This window comes from Pseudomonas sp. AU11447 (assembly GCF_001672555.2).
Lineage (GTDB): Bacteria > Pseudomonadota > Gammaproteobacteria > Pseudomonadales > Pseudomonadaceae > Pseudomonas > Pseudomonas nitroreducens.
Window position 1 is genome coordinate 46,303 of sequence record NZ_LZDG02000032.1, and the last position, 15,745, is coordinate 62,047.

Consider the following 15,745-nt stretch of genomic DNA (forward strand, 5'->3'; position numbering starts at 1 on the left):
AAGCGCTTCGCCATGCTGGCGAAGCATCAGCAAAATCGCCCGAACGCTGGTCGCAAGCGTCCGGGCGATCTTGTCATTTTGGAGATAGTGAAATGGTTGACTTTGTACTCAATGCTCAAGAGCGTTCCGACCTGGGGAAAGGTGCGAGCCGCCGCCTGCGTCGTAACGCTGGCCTGCTCCCGGCTGTGATCTACGGTGGCGACAAAGCCCCGCAATCCGTCACCCTGGAACTGCGCGAAATCACCAAACTGCTGGAAAACGAGGCTGCCTTCAGCCACGTGATCAGCCTGAACGTCGGTTCCGCCAAGGAAACCGTACTGATCAAGGCTCTGCAGCGCCACCCGTCCAAAGGCTTCGTCATGCACGCTGACTTCCAGCGCGTCGTTGCCGGCCAGAAGCTGTCCGCTCACGTTCCGCTGCACTTCCTGAACGAAGCCACCGCTGTTGGCGTCAAGACTGGCGGCGGCGAGATCTCCCACGTGATCTCCGAAGTCGAAGTTTCCTGCCTGCCGAAAGACCTGCCGGAATTCATCGAAGTCGACCTCGCCCAGGTAGCCCTGGGTCAGATCGTTCACCTGTCCGACCTGAAACTGCCGAAAGGCGTAGAGCTGGTGCAACTGGCCCACGGTAACGACCTGGCCGTCGCCAACATCCACGCTTCCCGCGTAGTGAAAGAAGAAGGTGAAGGCGAAGCTGCTGCCGAGTAATCGCGCGCACCATTGCCTTTAAGGAAGGGGCCCCCGTCGTGACTGCCGTACAACTGATCGTTGGCCTGGGAAATCCAGGCCCTGAATACGACCAGACCCGGCATAACGCGGGGGCCCTTTTCGTTGAGCGACTGGCGGACGCGCAACGCGCGAACCTGTCTCTCGACAAGAAGTACTTCGGCCTGGTCGGCAAGTTCAGCCACAAGGGCCGTGATGTTCGTCTGCTGATTCCCACCACCTACATGAACCGCAGCGGCCAGGCCGTGGCGGCGCTCGCCGGATTCTTCCGCATTCCGGTCGAAGCCATTCTGGTGGCCCACGACGAACTCGACATGCCTCCCGGCGTCGCCAAGCTCAAGAAGGGCGGCGGACACGGCGGGCATAACGGGCTGCGCGACATCATCGCCCAGCTCGGCAACCAGAACGGTTTCCATCGCCTGCGGCTTGGCATAGGCCATCCGGGGCACAGCAGCCTGGTTTCCGGTTTCGTTCTTGGCCGCGCCCCGCGCGCCGAACAGGAACTGCTCGACACCAGCATCGACTTCGCCCTCGGCGTGCTGCCGGAAATGCTCGACGGGGATTGGACCCGCGCGATGCAGAAGCTGCACAGCCAGAAGGCCTGATTACACCTCTATTTCCGCCACGTGGCGCGAGGGACCTAGCATGGGATTCAACTGCGGCATCGTCGGCCTGCCCAACGTCGGCAAGTCCACCCTGTTCAACGCCCTGACCAAATCCGGCATCGCGGCGGAAAACTTCCCCTTCTGCACCATCGAGCCGAACAGCGGCATCGTGCCGATGCCCGACGCACGCCTCGATGCACTGGCCGAGATCGTCAAGCCTGAGCGCGTGATCCCGACCACCATGGAATTCGTCGACATCGCCGGCCTGGTTGCCGGCGCGTCCAAGGGTGAAGGCCTGGGCAACAAGTTCCTCGCCAACATCCGCGAGACCGACGCCATCGCCCACGTCGTGCGCTGCTTCGAAGACGAGAACGTCATCCACGTCTCCAACAGCGTCGACCCCAAGCGCGACATCGAGATCATCGACCTCGAACTGATCTTCGCCGACCTCGACAGCTGCGAGAAGCAACTGCAGAAGGTCGCGCGCAACGCCAAGGGCGGCGACAAGGACGCGCTGGTCCAGAAAGCCCTGCTGGAAAAGCTCATCCCCCACTTCAGCGAAGGCAAACCCGCCCGCTCGCTGATGAAGAACATGGGCGATGACGAGAAGCGCCTCGTGCGCAGCTTCCACCTGCTGACCAGCAAGCCGGTGATGTACATCGCCAACGTCGCCGAAGATGGCTTCGAGAACAACCCGCACCTTGACGTCGTCCGCGCCATCGCCGAGGAAGAAGGCGCCATGGTCGTACCGGTGTGCAACAAGATCGAAGCCGAGATCGCCGAACTCGACGACGGCGAAGAGAAGGACATGTTCCTCGAATCCCTCGGCCTCGAAGAACCCGGCCTGAACCGCGTGATCCGCGCAGGCTACGAACTGCTGCACCTGCAGACCTACTTCACCGCCGGTGTGAAGGAAGTCCGTGCCTGGACCGTCCGCGTCGGCGCCACCGCCCCGCAGGCCGCTGCCGTGATCCACACCGACTTCGAAAAAGGCTTCATCCGCGCCGAAGTCGTCGCCTACGACGACTTCATCCAGTTCAAGGGCGAACAGGGCGCAAAGGAAGCCGGCAAATGGCGCCTGGAAGGCAAGGACTACATCGTCAAGGATGGCGACGTAATGCACTTCCGCTTCAACGTCTAAGCGCCAGCCAGACACGAAAAAGCCCCGGCCATAAGCCGGGGCTTTTTCTTATGGTCGCCCCGCCCCGCCGCTCATCGCGAAAATCCCGCACGACCGGCTAAACGATTGATAGATCAGAACAATATTCAAGAAAAGGGGTTGACACCCCCCCTCGATCTGCGGAAAATGCGCGCCACTCGGCTACATAGCTCAGTCGGTTAGAGCGCAGCATTCATAATGCTGATGTCCCAGGTTCAAGTCCCGGTGTAGCCACCATACAAAACAAAGGGTTAGCGAAAGCTAGCCCTTTGTGCTTTCTGGGGTAGTGACTACGAAGTGACTACCCCCTGTCTACTCGCTAGCTTCTCTTCACCGAGCCCAGCATTCCCGCCAGCCCTCCCACCGCCGCCGAACCTATGGCGATCACGCTAGCTGGGAATTTTTCCTGCAGAAAGAGCGCTCCTAATACAGTCGAAAGCACCACCGCTAGTAACCCATAGATGGCATATCGATAAGTCCATCGATCGCTAGCAGGTGTGCTCTTTCGCACCTCATCAATGAGTAACTGCTTTTCCTTCGCGGTAAGCGATGCGTCCGTCAGGATGGTATTGATCAGGGCATACAACTCGGCTGATGAGTTGGACAGTGTCCGCCCTTCCGGCTGTTCGATTTCGCCTTTGGAATGCTTTTGGGGCTTCGTCACTTCAGATAACGCTTCCATCGTTACCACCTCGGCTGGAGAGCTGACGTCCTCACCAAGCTAGACAGCAATTTGCCATTAGGCAAAAACGACCGCAGTCAGAGCACCGCAAATTCCTCTTCGAACGAGGAGATAGAGCCTGCTAGTAGTGATAGCGGCATGAAAGGATCTCCAACGACTCCCCAGCCTGCCGATAGACCAAACGATTGGTGTCATCGATACGCCTGGACCACCACCCCGATAGATTCTCTTTCAAGGGCTCAGGCTTGCCGATGCCTTCGAACGGGCTGCGGCAGCAATCCTTGATCAACAGGTTGATTCGCTTCAGCGTCTTCTTGTCCTGGCCCTGCCAATACTCATAGTCGGCCCATGCTTCCAGGGACCAGACCAGACGGCTAGTCATCAGCGAGCCACCTTGTCCGGTTTCACAGCCGCCTTAGCTTTCTTCGACGCAGGCTTGCTAGGGATCGGGGTGGATGACCGACTCGCGCTCTTGCGGCGGGGCTGATCTTCATCGTCGACCAGTTCCCTCACGACCGTCTTGCCGGACTCCATCTCAAACAGGGAGCGCGCCAAATGAGCCGCGTTGGCCGGCGACTTCAGCAGGTGGACCGTTTCCATCAGGCTGTTGAAGCTGTCGAGCGAAAGCAGCACGGCGTCCGGCGCATCGCGGCGCGAAATGACGGTGTAATCCGAGTCATCGACGACATCATCAATGACCTTCTTCAGGTTGTTGCGAGCATCAGAGAAATTCACGACACGCATGCGGCACCTCATGTGCAATTTATTGTACAAGTCTAGCGGTACCGCGGACATCTCGCAATTGGCCCACATTGCCAGGCCTGGAAGCTGAACGGTCAAACGGTAGGGTCGAATCGCCAACCACTGCGCCCCTTCAGCACCGTGCCGGCTAATTGGGAAATCATGAGATTTATAGTTCATTACAGTTGGAATGCCGTGTATCCCCCTCATATCGAAGTGCATTAGCGTCCCGGTATTGCCACGATAGGAAACAAGCGGTAAAAAACCACGAAGCTCGTATAAATCCAAATATGTTTACAGAAGATCAAATCCGGCCAAAAGCCGGATTTTTTATTTGTCAAAAAAACGACCACCCACCTAAACCCAAGTACTACCGTCAGAAAGTAAAATCGAGGACCACCATGAAAAGAGAAGGAACACTTTTCACAAGTGCATTTCTGCTAGCTATTGCAAGCCTGAGCACTCTTGAAGCCGCAGAAATAAAAGTAAGCCCAATCACCAATTACGGCCTTGCAGGATCAATTCCATACGTAAAGTACCCTGCCCTCGGCAGTCTGATCTCTGCAGTGAATGAAAAGTCGGAACTTAACTTTCAAAACTGTATAAAAGCCCCAACATATAGCTGCTCAAAGATTAAGATCACGGACTCAATACCCTCTGGGAGCATCCGGATAAACGGAGAGCCATTAACATACTCGCTTCCAACAACCATATTTACCCAAAGTAGAAACTCTGCTGGAAACATTTCAACAAGTACATCAAACGGAGGTGGGCTAGGGGCAGATGTCCATATGGCATGCCCCAAACCATTCGCTGGCACCCAGCTTGGCTATCCATCTGACATTCGTACTCTCGAGTGCTATTTGGTGGAAAAGAGTTCCTGCTCAGCAACGGCTAACCCAATCCAAATTGCAGATGGCGTGAAATTCTTCCGCGAAGAGGACTACCGTAGCGCGGATGGTCTTCTGAAGATACAGCGATTCTACCGGGACCAATATAGTGGGTGGGCAATTGACCCTCCAGATCGTCTTATCGCACTTGCCCCTTCTAGCTCCATATCATCTTCCGAAGTTTTCGGCGCTCGAGGCATTCAGCCGTACAACAGTGTATCGGTCCTCAATCGCTATACCTTGGCCCCGGACAATCCCAGCAGCACCGAACCGTACGTCAGCATTGGCCGTCCGGACTGGGTCAACACCAGCACCGAGCGCATGGTTTACCTGTGGCAAGGTCGCAATCGCTACCGCTTCGTCGGTAATGGCGACACCCTCAAGGGCGATGGCCCGATCGGCCTGCATACCACCCTGCAAAACGTCGATGCCGCCAGCAACGGTGGAGCTAGTTGGAAGTTCACCGACGGTGGAGGAAACACTTCGCTGTTTCAGGCTGACGGGCGGCTCGTGCGCTATTTGCCGGCATCGGGGGGCAACATCGAGTACGAATACGGCCCATATGGCCTGAGCAAAAAGACCGATCACCTCGGCCGCTCCATCACTTATGCCTACGATAATGAGGGACGACTGGTCAGCGCCACGCCGCCGGACGGCAAGCTCGTCACTTACGAATACGGTAATGATCCGAAAGAGGCCGCCTACTGGCAAATCACCAAAGTGATCTGGCAGGACGGCAGTAGTATCAGCTATCTGTACAACGAAGCAGGAATGACAGGGACAGGCTCGATCAGTCCGATTCTCGTCACCGGCAAGCTGGATTCCAATGGCCAGCGTATCGGCACCTACAAGTATTCCAGTGACCTCGCGGTCAGCAGCGAGCTCGCTGGCGGCGTTGATAAACGCACTGTCGATGTCTGGGGAAATTATTCGGCGGTCAAGACCAGCCAGGGTGTTCAGTACAACCATTACTTCAACAAGAAGCTGGCCGATGGAACGCAACTGGCCACCTCCGTTGCACAACCTGCCGGCTCCGGTTGCCCTGCCAGTTCCAATGTCATCGAATACGATGACCAGGGCCTGAAGCGCTACCAGGCAGACTTCAACGGTAATAAGACCCTGTTCGGCTGGGACAACTCCCGCGCCCTGGAAACCGTGCGCGTCGAAGGCATCAAGCTGAACGACAGCACCGACTACCGCCCCGACGGCAAGGTACTTCCAGCGGGCGCCAGGAAGTTCAGCACGCGCTGGCACAGCATTCATCGCAAGCCAATCCAGGAGGTCGCCCCGCGACTGCAGACAACCTATCTCTATAACGGCGATAGCGATCCGTTGGCCAGTAACCAACCGATTCAATGCGGACCGAGCGGACTACCGACGCTTTGCCGCGTCACCGAGCAACCGACGCTGGATGTCACCGGCGCGCAGGGTTTCAACGCGCAACCGGATGCCAATGCAGCCCCTAGAGTGACCCGTTACACCTACAACGCTCGAGGCCAGCTACTGACCTTGACTCGGCCCGGAAGCGCCACAGCGGACTTCAGTCTGGCTTACTACGAATCCACCGACGCGGACCACACGCAAGGAGACCTTGCCAACATCACCAACGCCCTCGGCCAGGCGACGACGTATTCCCGTTACAACCGCAATGGCCAGCCCTTGCTCATCACCGATGCCAATGACGTTGAAACGGCGCTGACCTATGACGTGCGCGGGCGCGTATTGAGCCAGTCCACTGATGGCGCCACAACCCAGCACCACTACGACAGCAACGGACTTCGTACCGCGACGGACCTGCCCAACGGCGCGAAGCTCAGCTACCAGTACGATGCAGCGCAGCGACTGGTTGGTATCAGCAATAATCTGGGCGATCGCATTGAGTACACGCTCGACTCCGAGGGTAATCGGCTAGGCGAAAAACGCTTCAATACCAGCGGAAAGCTGACCTATTCGCTGACCCAAGCATTCGATGCGCTTTCGCGCCTGAAGCAAATCACTGACGCCAACGGGAATGTTCGCGATTTGCGCTACGACCCCAATGGAAACCTCACCGGCACTACCAATCCGAGGAAGTATGTAAACAGCAAGACCTACGACGCCTTCGATCGTCCGAACAAGAATACCGATGCACTGCAGGGACAAACGCAGATCAGCTACGACGCCCAGGGAAACCTGACGCAAGTGATTGACCCGCGCGGCGTCACTACGCGCTACGAGTATGACGGCCTGGGCAACCTGACCAAGCTGATCAGCCCGGACAGCGGCACCAGCACCTTCGAGTACGATGCCGCCGGCAACGTCACCAAGCAGACAGATGCTCGTGGTGTAGTCGTGACCTTCAGCTACGACGCGCTGAACCGACTGACAGCCCGTCACTATCCGGCCACACCGGCACTGGATGCCACCTACAGCTACGACTCCGCAGCGGATGGTAACGTTGGTATCGGCCGCTTGACCGCGATCCAGGACGGTAGCGGCACCCTCGCCTACCGCTATGACGCTCACGGCAACCTGATTGAGCAGGCACGTAGCCTGAGCATCAACGGTCAGACGCTGGCAGACACCGTGACCTTCCAGTACGACGCCGCTGACCAACTGGTGGGCATCGGGTATCCAGGCGCTGTGCAAGTGGGTTATCCACGCAACGCGGGCGGACAGGTCGCCAGAGTGACCCTTGCCCTTGATGGAGGCAGCGCAACAAATGTGGCCAGCGGCATCAACTACCTGCCCTTCGGCCCGCTACAACAACTGACCTGGGCAAATGGCATTCAGCTCTCGCGTCAGTACGACCAAGACTATCAACTGACCCGCCAGGACGTCGGCCCGTGGCGCAACGACTACCAGCGCGATGCCAACGGCAATATCACCGAACTGGCGAACAACCTTTGGGGCACGCTGACCTACGGCTACGATGCTCTGGACCGCCTGACCAGCGAGAACGCGACCGGCAAGCAGGGTAGCTATAGCTACGACGCGGTGGATAACCGCACGCAGCGGCAAGTCACCGAGGGCAGCATTACGGCGACTACCACCTACCAGTACGCCAGCAATAGCAACCGCTTGACCGCCATCGACGGTCAGACCGTCAGCATCGACGCTGCGGGTAATCTGACTAAAGATCGAGCCAGCCGACTGCTCAGCTACGACGCACAGAACCGTCTGGCAACCGTGAAGATCAACGGCCAGCAGGTGGCGGAGTATCGCTACAACAGCCTCGGTCAGCGCGTCGTCAAGCTCACCGGACAGGGCTTCACCACATACCTATACGGACCGGACGGCCAACTGCTGGCAGAGACCGACTACAGCAGCACCGGCGCCCATCAGCGCAGCCAGACCTATCTGTGGCTGGGTAGCATGCCGCTGGCCAGCGTGGAGAAGCAGGGCAATGGCATACCACGCCTGATTTACCTGCACAGCGACCACCTGAACACCCCGCGCCTGGTAACGTCTGAGAACCAGCAGATTATTTGGCAGTGGCAGTCGGACGCCTTCGGAAACGGCGCGCCGAATCAGGACCCACAGGAGAGCGGGTTGCAGACAGTGCTGAATCTCCGGTTACCAGGGCAGTACTTCGATGAAGAGAGCGGACTTCATCACAACTACTTCAGGGATTACGCCCCGGATGACGGACGGTATATAGAGAGCGATCCGGTTGGGCTTAACGGTGGAATAAACACTTACGGATACGTAGGGCAGAACCCTTTGAAAAATGTTGACCCTAGCGGATTGGCCGCTTGTACATTCACACTTTCAACGGGGCGGATAGACTGCACACCCTCCAGCCCACAGAATAGCCCAGTTAGCCTTCCGGCAGCATCAGGCAATAACGGCGGTGGCCAGCAATGCCGGAATAATGCCGCGTGCACCGCAATACCAAACAGAGGCCCCATTCCGACAGGTTGTTGGATGTGGACAACCGGCTCAACGAGTAAACCCAATGGCAGGGTACTCGTACCCTGCCCAGGAACAAACACAAACGTCATCGAGAACAGAACACTGATCCGTTCTCATAGCTGCGCCAATCCGTTCGGGCCTGGACTTGGGCCGCAGTTTTGCTCCGAGGGTTGCGTAACCGGCACCGTTCCTGATATTCAGCGACTAAACTTACTTATTGATGCAGAGCCAGGTAGCACACTACAGGTGAATCCATGAACTCTAGTCTCATAACCACCATTACTTTATACGCGAGCTGTTTGTTGTCTTCATCTTTTTCATCGGCCGCTCTGCCAGAGCCGGAAAATGAGACGAGGCAAATTCGCTTCGCCGAGCGTGTAATTTTCATTGAGCTTACACGTGCGCTAAGCCCCTCTGTACGACAGGCGAGAGAAAAGTGTTCTAATGCATGCTCTGAAACTGGAGCATTGGAACTCGGAGTTGGCCTAATTGGAGTTAGCCAAAGCGATAAGGCCTCCGAAGCTCTTATCAATCTATTAGGCCTCCGCCTAGACGCAGGAGGTGCTGAAGAATTAATATGTCAAATACTCTCTAATGGAAAGACTCTATCCTATAGGATAAAAGAATTACGACCTGAGCTAATTTCACAACACTGCAGCACGAGCTTTAACGAATTAAGAAAACGGGAAATCGCCGACATCTCTGATGTAACCCTTGAGAAGATTTGCAAAAGCAATGAGGAAATCCTCAGCGCCAAAGAAGAAATTCTTCGAGCTATCAATTCGGGCATAGCCTGCGAACTACAATAAACAACCCGTAGTCAGCTCATCTGAAAAAGCAGAGCACGCCACATTAAACAAACAGCCCCAGCAGGGTATTCAGACCCACTCTATTCGACGTATCAAGTTTGACCAGCAAGTATTCAGCCTGGGGTAGCACCATGCCCAGACAACTTGCCTAGCTCACTGATTGATATGGATACTTCGCTTCGGAAGGGTGTGAATGCTTTGCTGGCTCCTTAGAAAACACCTTTCGTCCCTCTTTCCAAATAAAAGCAAAAAATTGATCTTCAGATATCTGGGCAGTGCTGGCCACAGCATATTCACTTATATACAGCTCTCTATTGATATCATGCACATGCAACGCCCCGCACTTCATATAAATATTAGTCCATCCCCTTATGTCGCCCCTTTCAACCATCAACAACTAAAAAATGCTGGCTTGTGCGACTGGCGATAGCCGCATTGCCGACTCCAAATGCTCCGGTGACAAATGCGCATACCGCATCGTCATCGTGATCGACGAGTGCCCCAAGATCCGCTGCAATGTGAGGATGTCCCCTCCTCCCATCATGTAATGGCTGGCGAAGGTGTGGCGGAGGATGTGGGTCAGTTGGCCCGGCGTCTGGAACCCACAGCGCTCATAGGCGCAGCGGAACGCGGCGCGGCACGGCATGAACAGGCGGCCAGTTCCAGGCATACCTACCTTGAACATCAGTTGCTCCAGCTCGGCCGGGATCGGCACTGAGCGGCTCTGGCGGTTCTTGGTCCGGTGGTAGTGAACCTTTCCCCCATGCACGGCCCCACGGGCGATGCTCTCGGCCTCTTCCCAGCGGGCACCCGTAGCGAGGCACAGGAGAGCGACCGGGTACGTGTGGTTGTTCGTGCTGGCCTTGCACTCCTCAAGGAGCTGGGCGACCTGATCCAGGGTGAGGAAAGTCAGTTCGACCTGATCGGTCTTGATCTGCCGGACGTTGGCCAGCGGGTTTGCCTTGTGCCATGAGCCGAGGCGGATCAGCTCGGAGAAGATCGCTGACAGGTAGCGTTGCTCATGGTTGACCGTTTCCGGCTTCACCTCAGCCAGACGGCGTTGCCGGTAGCGTGCCCACGCAAGCGAATCGAACTCGAAGGCCTGCGGATCGCCAAGGCGTTCAGCCAATGCGTGGCAGCGAGCCAGACGCTGTTTACCGTCCTTCAGGGTGCATCCGTGGAGGTCGTACCAGACCTTCACCAGATCGGAGAGGCGATCATCCAGCGGGCGGCCTGTCTCGCCCAGGACGGTGAAGAAGTCCTGCTCGTAGCGAATGGCGGCGGACTTGGTGGCGAAGCCCTTCTTGCGGATCCTGCGACCGGAGCGACCGTTCTCGTAGAAGTCAGCCGTCCACGTCTTCCCATCCTTGCGCGCGGTCATATCGCGTAGCCCCGCCTGATGTAGCGATCGTTGATCAACCCGATGACGTGCTTTTCGAGGTCGCGAGTGCTGTAGCCCTTGGCGGTGTAGTGGTCTTCGATCACATGCCAGAAGGGAAGCGTTCTCCCGACCTCAAGCGCTTTTTTTGGTGGGATGCGCTCCCGCGCGATCAGGCTGGCGAACTGGCCCAGGAACATTTCGCAGTTCTTGCCGGAGAAGCCTTGGGCGGTCTTGTAGTAGCGGCGGTACTCGGTGCGTTCGATGAGCGGATCGGCTTCTACCTGGACCTTGGTGTCGAGGCTGATCAGCGACCAGAAGGCGTCGAAGATCCCTTCCCGGGAAATGAGCTTGTAGTTGTCGCAGGCGTACTGCCAGAGGCCTTGCAGGTGCGGGCAAAGGCCCTCATAGGTGCGGCAGCCGATCACCTCGCCAGAGGTCATCGTGGAGCCTTCGGAGAACTGCTGGATGATGGAATGGTGATAGCGAAACTCGATACGCCATACCGTTTCCAGCGGATTGAAGGCGGGTTCGCCATCGCCGAAGGGATCGCCATTCAGGGAGGCCCACACCGATTCCCAATAGTCGAGCTTGTCGGTGGCCCGTGCCTGTAGCGTCTTGTTGTAGAGGCACATCTGCAGGCCGTTGGCCGAGCCAAACATGAAGGTCTCACCACGCCCGTAAACCGAGGCGTTGCCGTCGTACTCGATGCGGTCGATGCCGCTGATCTGGCGTACACGCCGGGACCGGCAGTGCATGCGGTCCACGAAGTCCACTGGCGGGGTCCAGCCCTGCACGTCCAGGGCGATGTGGACCGCGCACTGATTCACTTCGCAGGCCGAGAGCACACCAGCGGCCAAGTCATCCATGACGCCCTGCAGGATCTTCGGATCGGCACCATCCAGGGCGTGTGGCGACACTTCAATCTTGAGGTGCGGGCCGATGTTTTCGAGCTTCACGTTGTGGTTCTTGATCAGCAGGATCAGGCCCATGTCGGCGTTCTGCAGACGGTACTGGTAGCCCGAGTCCCGACCGATACGACCCTTGGCCCACTTGTAGCCGGCGAAGTTGACCAGATCCTCGGGCTCATCAAACAGCGCCATCACTTCCGGGCGGATCATGCCGTTGTACAGCTGCCGCACGGTATCGACGCCACAGCGCAGCAGGCGCACACCCGACAGGTCGGCGAATCTGCCGTTGCTCGGGTCCATGAAAATCCGTCCTTCGGACGACTCATAAAAATCCCCGTTCTCCTTGAGGATCAGGCGAAGGGGGTGAACTGCCTTTTTCATTCTTTCGTACCTTCAATGAGGTTTATTGAGGTGCTTACTCGTTAGCTATCCGACGTGTTACAGGGGCGTCGGCCGCGCCTCCGGCCTACCGCTCGTGCCTTACGCTCCCGGCCGGAGGCGCGGCACGCCCGTTCAGAAAGGAAACGGCGCCATCGGCTGCACGAGCTGCAACGCGGTGAAGAATCCGAGCGCAAAGGCGAGCACGAGCAGCCCAAGGGCGTTGATCAGTCCAGGCAGGTTCATTGCTTCCTCCAGGGGCGTGAGGCGTATTCGCTGTCGGGTACCACAACGATCTGCTGCGGTGACGTTGGCGGGCTGGTGGTGGGCGTTGCTGCAAGCGTGAGCGGAGCGTTCGAGATCGCCGGCCGTGGCAGGGCTCCGGAGCAGGTGACGGTCTGCTTCCACTGTTCGTACATCAGCTCGGCGACACAGGCGCCTTTGCTGCGGATGGCATAGCCGGAGCCGACCAGGTCCCAGCTGGTCAGGTCCAGCTGACGGCCATCTGCATCGAGGAAGGCAAACATGTATTGGTCGCCTTTCTTCTTGCTGTAGAGGTGGGCAGTGATGGTGATGCTGCGGCCGGCGAAGGGATGCGGGCTCAGTTCAGCAGGCGGATCAGTTGGCCGACCAGATAGAGGCTGAGCAGGAACAGCCCCAGGCGCAGGAGGACGCGCCGCAGGATCCACAGCAGCGGTTTGAACAGAGGGCGCAGCAGCACTCGGAGCAGATGCCACAGCAGGCTTGGCAGGGGCTTGAGCAGCGTTGCCGCCGATGACCTTGAGAGGTCCCATATAGCTGACAAAGCCAATAGTGCAGGCCAGCAGTGCCAGTAGAAAAACCAGCTTAGGGGACCGGAGCAGACTCTTGCCGGCTTTGGTGTCCTGGTTCTTGCCGGTGGCGGTGGACTGGTAGAGGGCGAAGGTCTGCTGCTTGATTCGCTTGTATTCGACGATGGTGCCGTCGGCGGGTGGTCGGTTGAGCTGGGCGTCATGCTGGGCCTCCTTGTAGCGGCCGGGGATGCCGATCACTGCGAGGTTGGAATGCTTGTAGGCCATCTCGCTGGTCATGCGGATGTCGTCGCGGATGTAGCTGATGTTCGGGGTCGTCAGGACGATGTCCCAGTTGAAGTGCCGGTGCCGGGTCCCGGCATCGAGCCAGCCCATGGGGCGGTCGGCTTCGTGCGCGGCTTCGGGGCCGCCGGGGTAGTCGAATTTCTCGAGGTCCTTTTCACGCCAGGACTTGGGAAACAGCAGCTGGGTTTCGTCGAAGATCAGGAACGCGCCGCGGGGCGCCCACTGGAACCAGCTGCGCATGCGGTCGAGGTCGGCCAGGGATTCGAGATCGAGGTTGATGATCTGCGAGGTGTTAGGCAGATCGGGGAAGACGGTGTAGGCGCGCTCCAGGGTGAAGCCGCGCACGTTGGTGATGATGACGCGACCTTCCTTGAGTGCCGGGACGGCATCGTCCTGGAGCGCGCCGGAGGTCTTGTACGAGCCGTTGGGGCCGTGGTGAATCTTGATGGACATGGGTCACCTGCCGATGAGGGGCACGAAGCGCATGCAGAAGCGCGTGACGGCCGCGACGAAGATGATGTTGAGGGCCTGCGGCACGCCGAAGAACGACAGTGCGGAGGCGATGGGGGCCGGTAGCGCGGCGTACATGGAGCGCACCAGCTGGCCGACGCCAAGGCCTTCGATCAGGTCGTTGGCGACGGTGAAGCTGACGTCGATCAGCAGGAGGAAGGTCTGCAGCGCTGCGACCATGGCGGCCTTTGTGGCGACCACGAGGCCGTCCTTGACGAAGTCGTAGATGCCCTGGGCGAAGAAATTCCAGAGCCACTGGAAGAAGCCGATGATCTGGTCGAGGAAGCCCGATAACCATTCCATGAGTCAGTCCTTGAGGATGATGAGCGCGGCGATGACGGCGGCCATCAGCAGCAGCGCGAGACGCAGGTTGATGAGTTGCTCGCCGTAGTCGGCGACACAGAAGCGGTAGGACTTGCCCCATACGCTGATGGAGTCGCAGGGCAGCTGACCGCCGCCGGCGGAGATCTGGAGGTTGAAGGCGTTCTTCATCTGGTCGACGTTGGCCTTGACCTTGTCCTTGAGTTCTTTCTTGGCTTCGTCGAGGCGCTGGTCCCACTCTTCGTTGGCTTTGTCCCAGCTACCGACGTCGGGGGTGTTCAGGGTCGATTCGGGGCCTTTTCCATCGCCGCAGACGTAACCCTGGCTTGGGTCGCATTCGCCCTCGCCGTCGTCTTCACCGCCGCCATCGTCACTGCCGTCGTCGTCACCGTTACCACTTCCGGAACCGTTGCCTGAGCCGTTGCCCGAGCCAGATCCGCCGTCGTCCTCGTCCCAGCAATCACCCTCGATGTCGCAGGGATCTCCGGAGTCGTCGCCTTCGCCGTCATCGGTGCCATCGCCTTCGTCACCCTCCCCGGTGGGTTCAGTCACGCAGGCGCTGCCGGACCAGGCCTGGCCAGGCGAGCAGCCGGGATCGTCGGGGTCTGAGGGTTGGTTGGGTGTTTCGGAGGTGTCGTCCGGATTCGGCGGGTCGCCCACGTCCGGGCCGGGGGGGGCGTCACCGCTGCAGCGTTCGCCGTCGCTGGTCATGGAGTAGTTGCAGAAGCCAGTGTCAGTCGAGCCGCTGACCAGATAGCAGGAGCTGGCCTTGCTGCTGGCCGAGGTGTACTGACAGCCGGCGCTGCACACGCTGGAGGGAGGAGAGCTGAGGATGTAGACGCGGCCGGAAACGTTCGTGGCGGGAAAGTCGGAGCCGCGGGTAAGCAGGTCGAGGCCGGTGTCGCAACGCGGGGGCTCCACGCACATTCCGGCGGTGTTCTGCTCCTGGCCGGGTGGGCAGGCGCATCCGAGTGTTTCTTCGCTCAAGACTTGCCCATTAGGGCAAGAATCTCCAGAGCGGAAAATGCCCTGCTCATAGAGAAGACCTGATGGCGACGTGGTGGAGCAGACGCCACGATCAGGCTTAACGATCGTCAACTTTGCCGGCGAGAAAGTCTTCTCTATCAGCGCACTCTGACAAAGCTGAGCAGGCGTAGGAGCCCTCATGGCAGCTTTGAATATCTGCGGCATCCCTCCACCCATCAACCAGTAATAGGTTTCGGCACTGGCAGGGAATGCGGAACTCACCATCACCAGCAGTAGGAAAAAACGCGCGCGCATAGCGCATCCTCAAAAAAGAACCCCGCCGAAGCGGGGCTCAAGTTCGGCACATTGGGTGCGATCAGAAGAATTCGCCGCAGCGGTACCCGGTGATGAAGGCGCCGGCGAAGAACGCCCCCAACCACACCGACCACAGCACCGGTTACGCCTTGCGCAACATGCTGTAGATCAGGCCTGCGCAGGCGAGGATGACCAGGGCGCCGACGATGTAGCCGCCGATGTTGGACATGTCCTGCTTGCCGTCGCTGATGGCGCTTTCCACCGCCGAGGTGTCGATGACGCTGCCGGCCCAGGCTGGGACAGAGCTGGCGGCGGTCACGGCGCCGGCGATGCACAGGTTGCGGAAGGCAGTTACCGGGTTGATGTTTTGCAGTGCGTTCATGGT

13 protein-coding genes, 1 tRNA gene and 1 pseudogene are annotated in these 15,745 nt (G+C 58.5%); 6 read left to right on the plus strand and 9 right to left on the minus strand.

What is annotated here, in order from left to right; translation table 11 throughout:
• Positions 1 to 92: 92 nt before the first annotated feature.
• The 4 genes from A6723_RS09870 to A6723_RS09885 all read left to right on the plus strand — a co-directional run bounded on the left by A6723_RS09870 (position 93) and on the right by A6723_RS09885 (position 2,726).
• The gene (locus A6723_RS09870; RefSeq protein WP_054909836.1) at positions 93 to 707 is read left to right on the plus strand and encodes a 50S ribosomal protein L25/general stress protein Ctc; all 615 of its coding nucleotides are present in this window, start codon (positions 93 to 95) and stop codon (positions 705 to 707) included.
• 38 nt (positions 708 to 745) lie between these two features.
• The gene (gene pth, locus A6723_RS09875) at positions 746 to 1,330 is read left to right on the plus strand and encodes an aminoacyl-tRNA hydrolase (protein ID WP_024767097.1); all 585 of its coding nucleotides are present in this window, start codon (positions 746 to 748) and stop codon (positions 1,328 to 1,330) included.
• Positions 1,331 to 1,370: 40 nt separating this feature from the next.
• A complete protein-coding gene (ychF, locus tag A6723_RS09880) occupies positions 1,371 to 2,471 on the plus strand; it encodes a redox-regulated ATPase YchF (RefSeq protein WP_054909837.1) in 1,101 nt (366 codons plus the stop codon).
• Positions 2,472 to 2,649: 178 nt separating this feature from the next.
• Positions 2,650 to 2,726, plus strand: a tRNA-Met gene (locus A6723_RS09885).
• A gap of 82 nt (positions 2,727 to 2,808) precedes the next feature.
• Here A6723_RS09885 and A6723_RS09890 read toward each other — a convergent pair.
• From A6723_RS09890 to A6723_RS09900, 3 genes and pseudogenes are all read right to left on the minus strand, one after another.
• A complete protein-coding gene (locus A6723_RS09890) occupies positions 2,809 to 3,171 on the minus strand; it encodes a hypothetical protein (protein WP_054909838.1) in 363 nt (120 codons plus the stop codon).
• 121 nt (positions 3,172 to 3,292) lie between these two features.
• A complete protein-coding gene (locus tag A6723_RS09895) occupies positions 3,293 to 3,553 on the minus strand; it encodes a Txe/YoeB family addiction module toxin (RefSeq protein WP_054909839.1) in 261 nt (86 codons plus the stop codon).
• 110 nt (positions 3,554 to 3,663) lie between these two features.
• Positions 3,664 to 3,915 (minus strand): annotated as a pseudogene (locus tag A6723_RS09900) (type II toxin-antitoxin system Phd/YefM family antitoxin); the annotation flags it as partial.
• 863 nt (positions 3,916 to 4,778) lie between these two features.
• Here A6723_RS09900 and A6723_RS31175 point away from each other — a divergent pair.
• Together A6723_RS31175 and A6723_RS32625 are read left to right on the plus strand one after the other, a co-directional pair.
• Entirely contained in the window at positions 4,779 to 8,954 is a 4,176-nt protein-coding gene (locus tag A6723_RS31175) for an RHS repeat-associated core domain-containing protein (protein ID WP_175405536.1), read from the plus strand.
• Positions 8,951 to 9,505, plus strand: a complete 555-nt coding sequence (locus A6723_RS32625; protein WP_139092943.1) for an Imm57 family immunity protein — start codon at positions 8,951 to 8,953, stop codon at positions 9,503 to 9,505. Before A6723_RS31175 ends, A6723_RS32625 begins: the two co-directional genes overlap by 4 nt.
• Positions 9,506 to 9,902: 397 nt before the next feature.
• Here A6723_RS32625 and A6723_RS09910 read toward each other — a convergent pair whose 3' ends face one another.
• The 6 genes from A6723_RS09910 to A6723_RS09935 all read right to left on the minus strand — a co-directional run bounded on the left by A6723_RS09910 (position 9,903) and on the right by A6723_RS09935 (position 15,742).
• A complete protein-coding gene (locus A6723_RS09910) occupies positions 9,903 to 10,886 on the minus strand; it encodes a tyrosine-type recombinase/integrase (protein WP_054909840.1) in 984 nt (327 codons plus the stop codon).
• On the minus strand, positions 10,883 to 12,175 hold the full coding sequence (locus A6723_RS09915) for a hypothetical protein (RefSeq protein ID WP_054909841.1): 1,293 nt from the start codon (positions 12,173 to 12,175) through the stop codon (positions 10,883 to 10,885). The genes A6723_RS09910 and A6723_RS09915 overlap by 4 nt, the downstream gene beginning before the upstream one ends.
• Positions 12,176 to 12,414: 239 nt before the next feature.
• Entirely contained in the window at positions 12,415 to 13,701 is a 1,287-nt protein-coding gene (locus A6723_RS09920) for a zonular occludens toxin domain-containing protein (protein ID WP_054909842.1), read from the minus strand.
• A 3-nt stretch (positions 13,702 to 13,704) separates the two neighbouring features.
• On the minus strand, positions 13,705 to 14,061 hold the full coding sequence (locus A6723_RS09925) for a DUF2523 family protein (RefSeq protein WP_054909843.1): 357 nt from the start codon (positions 14,059 to 14,061) through the stop codon (positions 13,705 to 13,707).
• A gap of 3 nt (positions 14,062 to 14,064) precedes the next feature.
• Positions 14,065 to 15,000 (minus strand): attachment protein, encoded by a 936-nt coding sequence (locus tag A6723_RS09930; protein ID WP_139092944.1) that lies wholly within the window; start codon positions 14,998 to 15,000, stop codon positions 14,065 to 14,067.
• A 502-nt stretch (positions 15,001 to 15,502) separates the two neighbouring features.
• Positions 15,503 to 15,742 carry a major capsid protein gene (locus tag A6723_RS09935; RefSeq protein WP_024763395.1) on the minus strand — a complete coding sequence of 80 codons (240 nt, stop codon included), beginning with the start codon at positions 15,740 to 15,742 and terminating at the stop codon, positions 15,503 to 15,505.
• Positions 15,743 to 15,745: the final 3 nt, after the last annotated feature.

Bases quoted from the DNA above. Each gene is read 5' to 3' on its own strand.
- A6723_RS09870 (WP_054909836.1), top strand. From the start codon at position 93: ATGGTTGACTTTGTACTCAATGCTCAAGAGCGTTCCGACCTGGGGAAA.
- ychF (WP_054909837.1), top strand. From the start codon at position 1,371: ATGGGATTCAACTGCGGCATCGTCGGCCTGCCCAACGTCGGCAAGTCC.
- A6723_RS09890 (WP_054909838.1), bottom strand. From the start codon at position 3,171: ATGGAAGCGTTATCTGAAGTGACGAAGCCCCAAAAGCATTCCAAAGGC.
- A6723_RS09895 (WP_054909839.1), bottom strand. From the start codon at position 3,553: ATGACTAGCCGTCTGGTCTGGTCCCTGGAAGCATGGGCCGACTATGAG.
- A6723_RS32625 (WP_139092943.1), top strand. From the start codon at position 8,951: ATGAACTCTAGTCTCATAACCACCATTACTTTATACGCGAGCTGTTTG.
- A6723_RS09910 (WP_054909840.1), bottom strand. From the start codon at position 10,886: ATGACCGCGCGCAAGGATGGGAAGACGTGGACGGCTGACTTCTACGAG.
- A6723_RS09915 (WP_054909841.1), bottom strand. From the start codon at position 12,175: ATGAAAAAGGCAGTTCACCCCCTTCGCCTGATCCTCAAGGAGAACGGG.
- A6723_RS09920 (WP_054909842.1), bottom strand. From the start codon at position 13,701: ATGTCCATCAAGATTCACCACGGCCCCAACGGCTCGTACAAGACCTCC.
- A6723_RS09925 (WP_054909843.1), bottom strand. From the start codon at position 14,061: ATGGAATGGTTATCGGGCTTCCTCGACCAGATCATCGGCTTCTTCCAG.
- A6723_RS09935 (WP_024763395.1), bottom strand. From the start codon at position 15,742: ATGAACGCACTGCAAAACATCAACCCGGTAACTGCCTTCCGCAACCTG.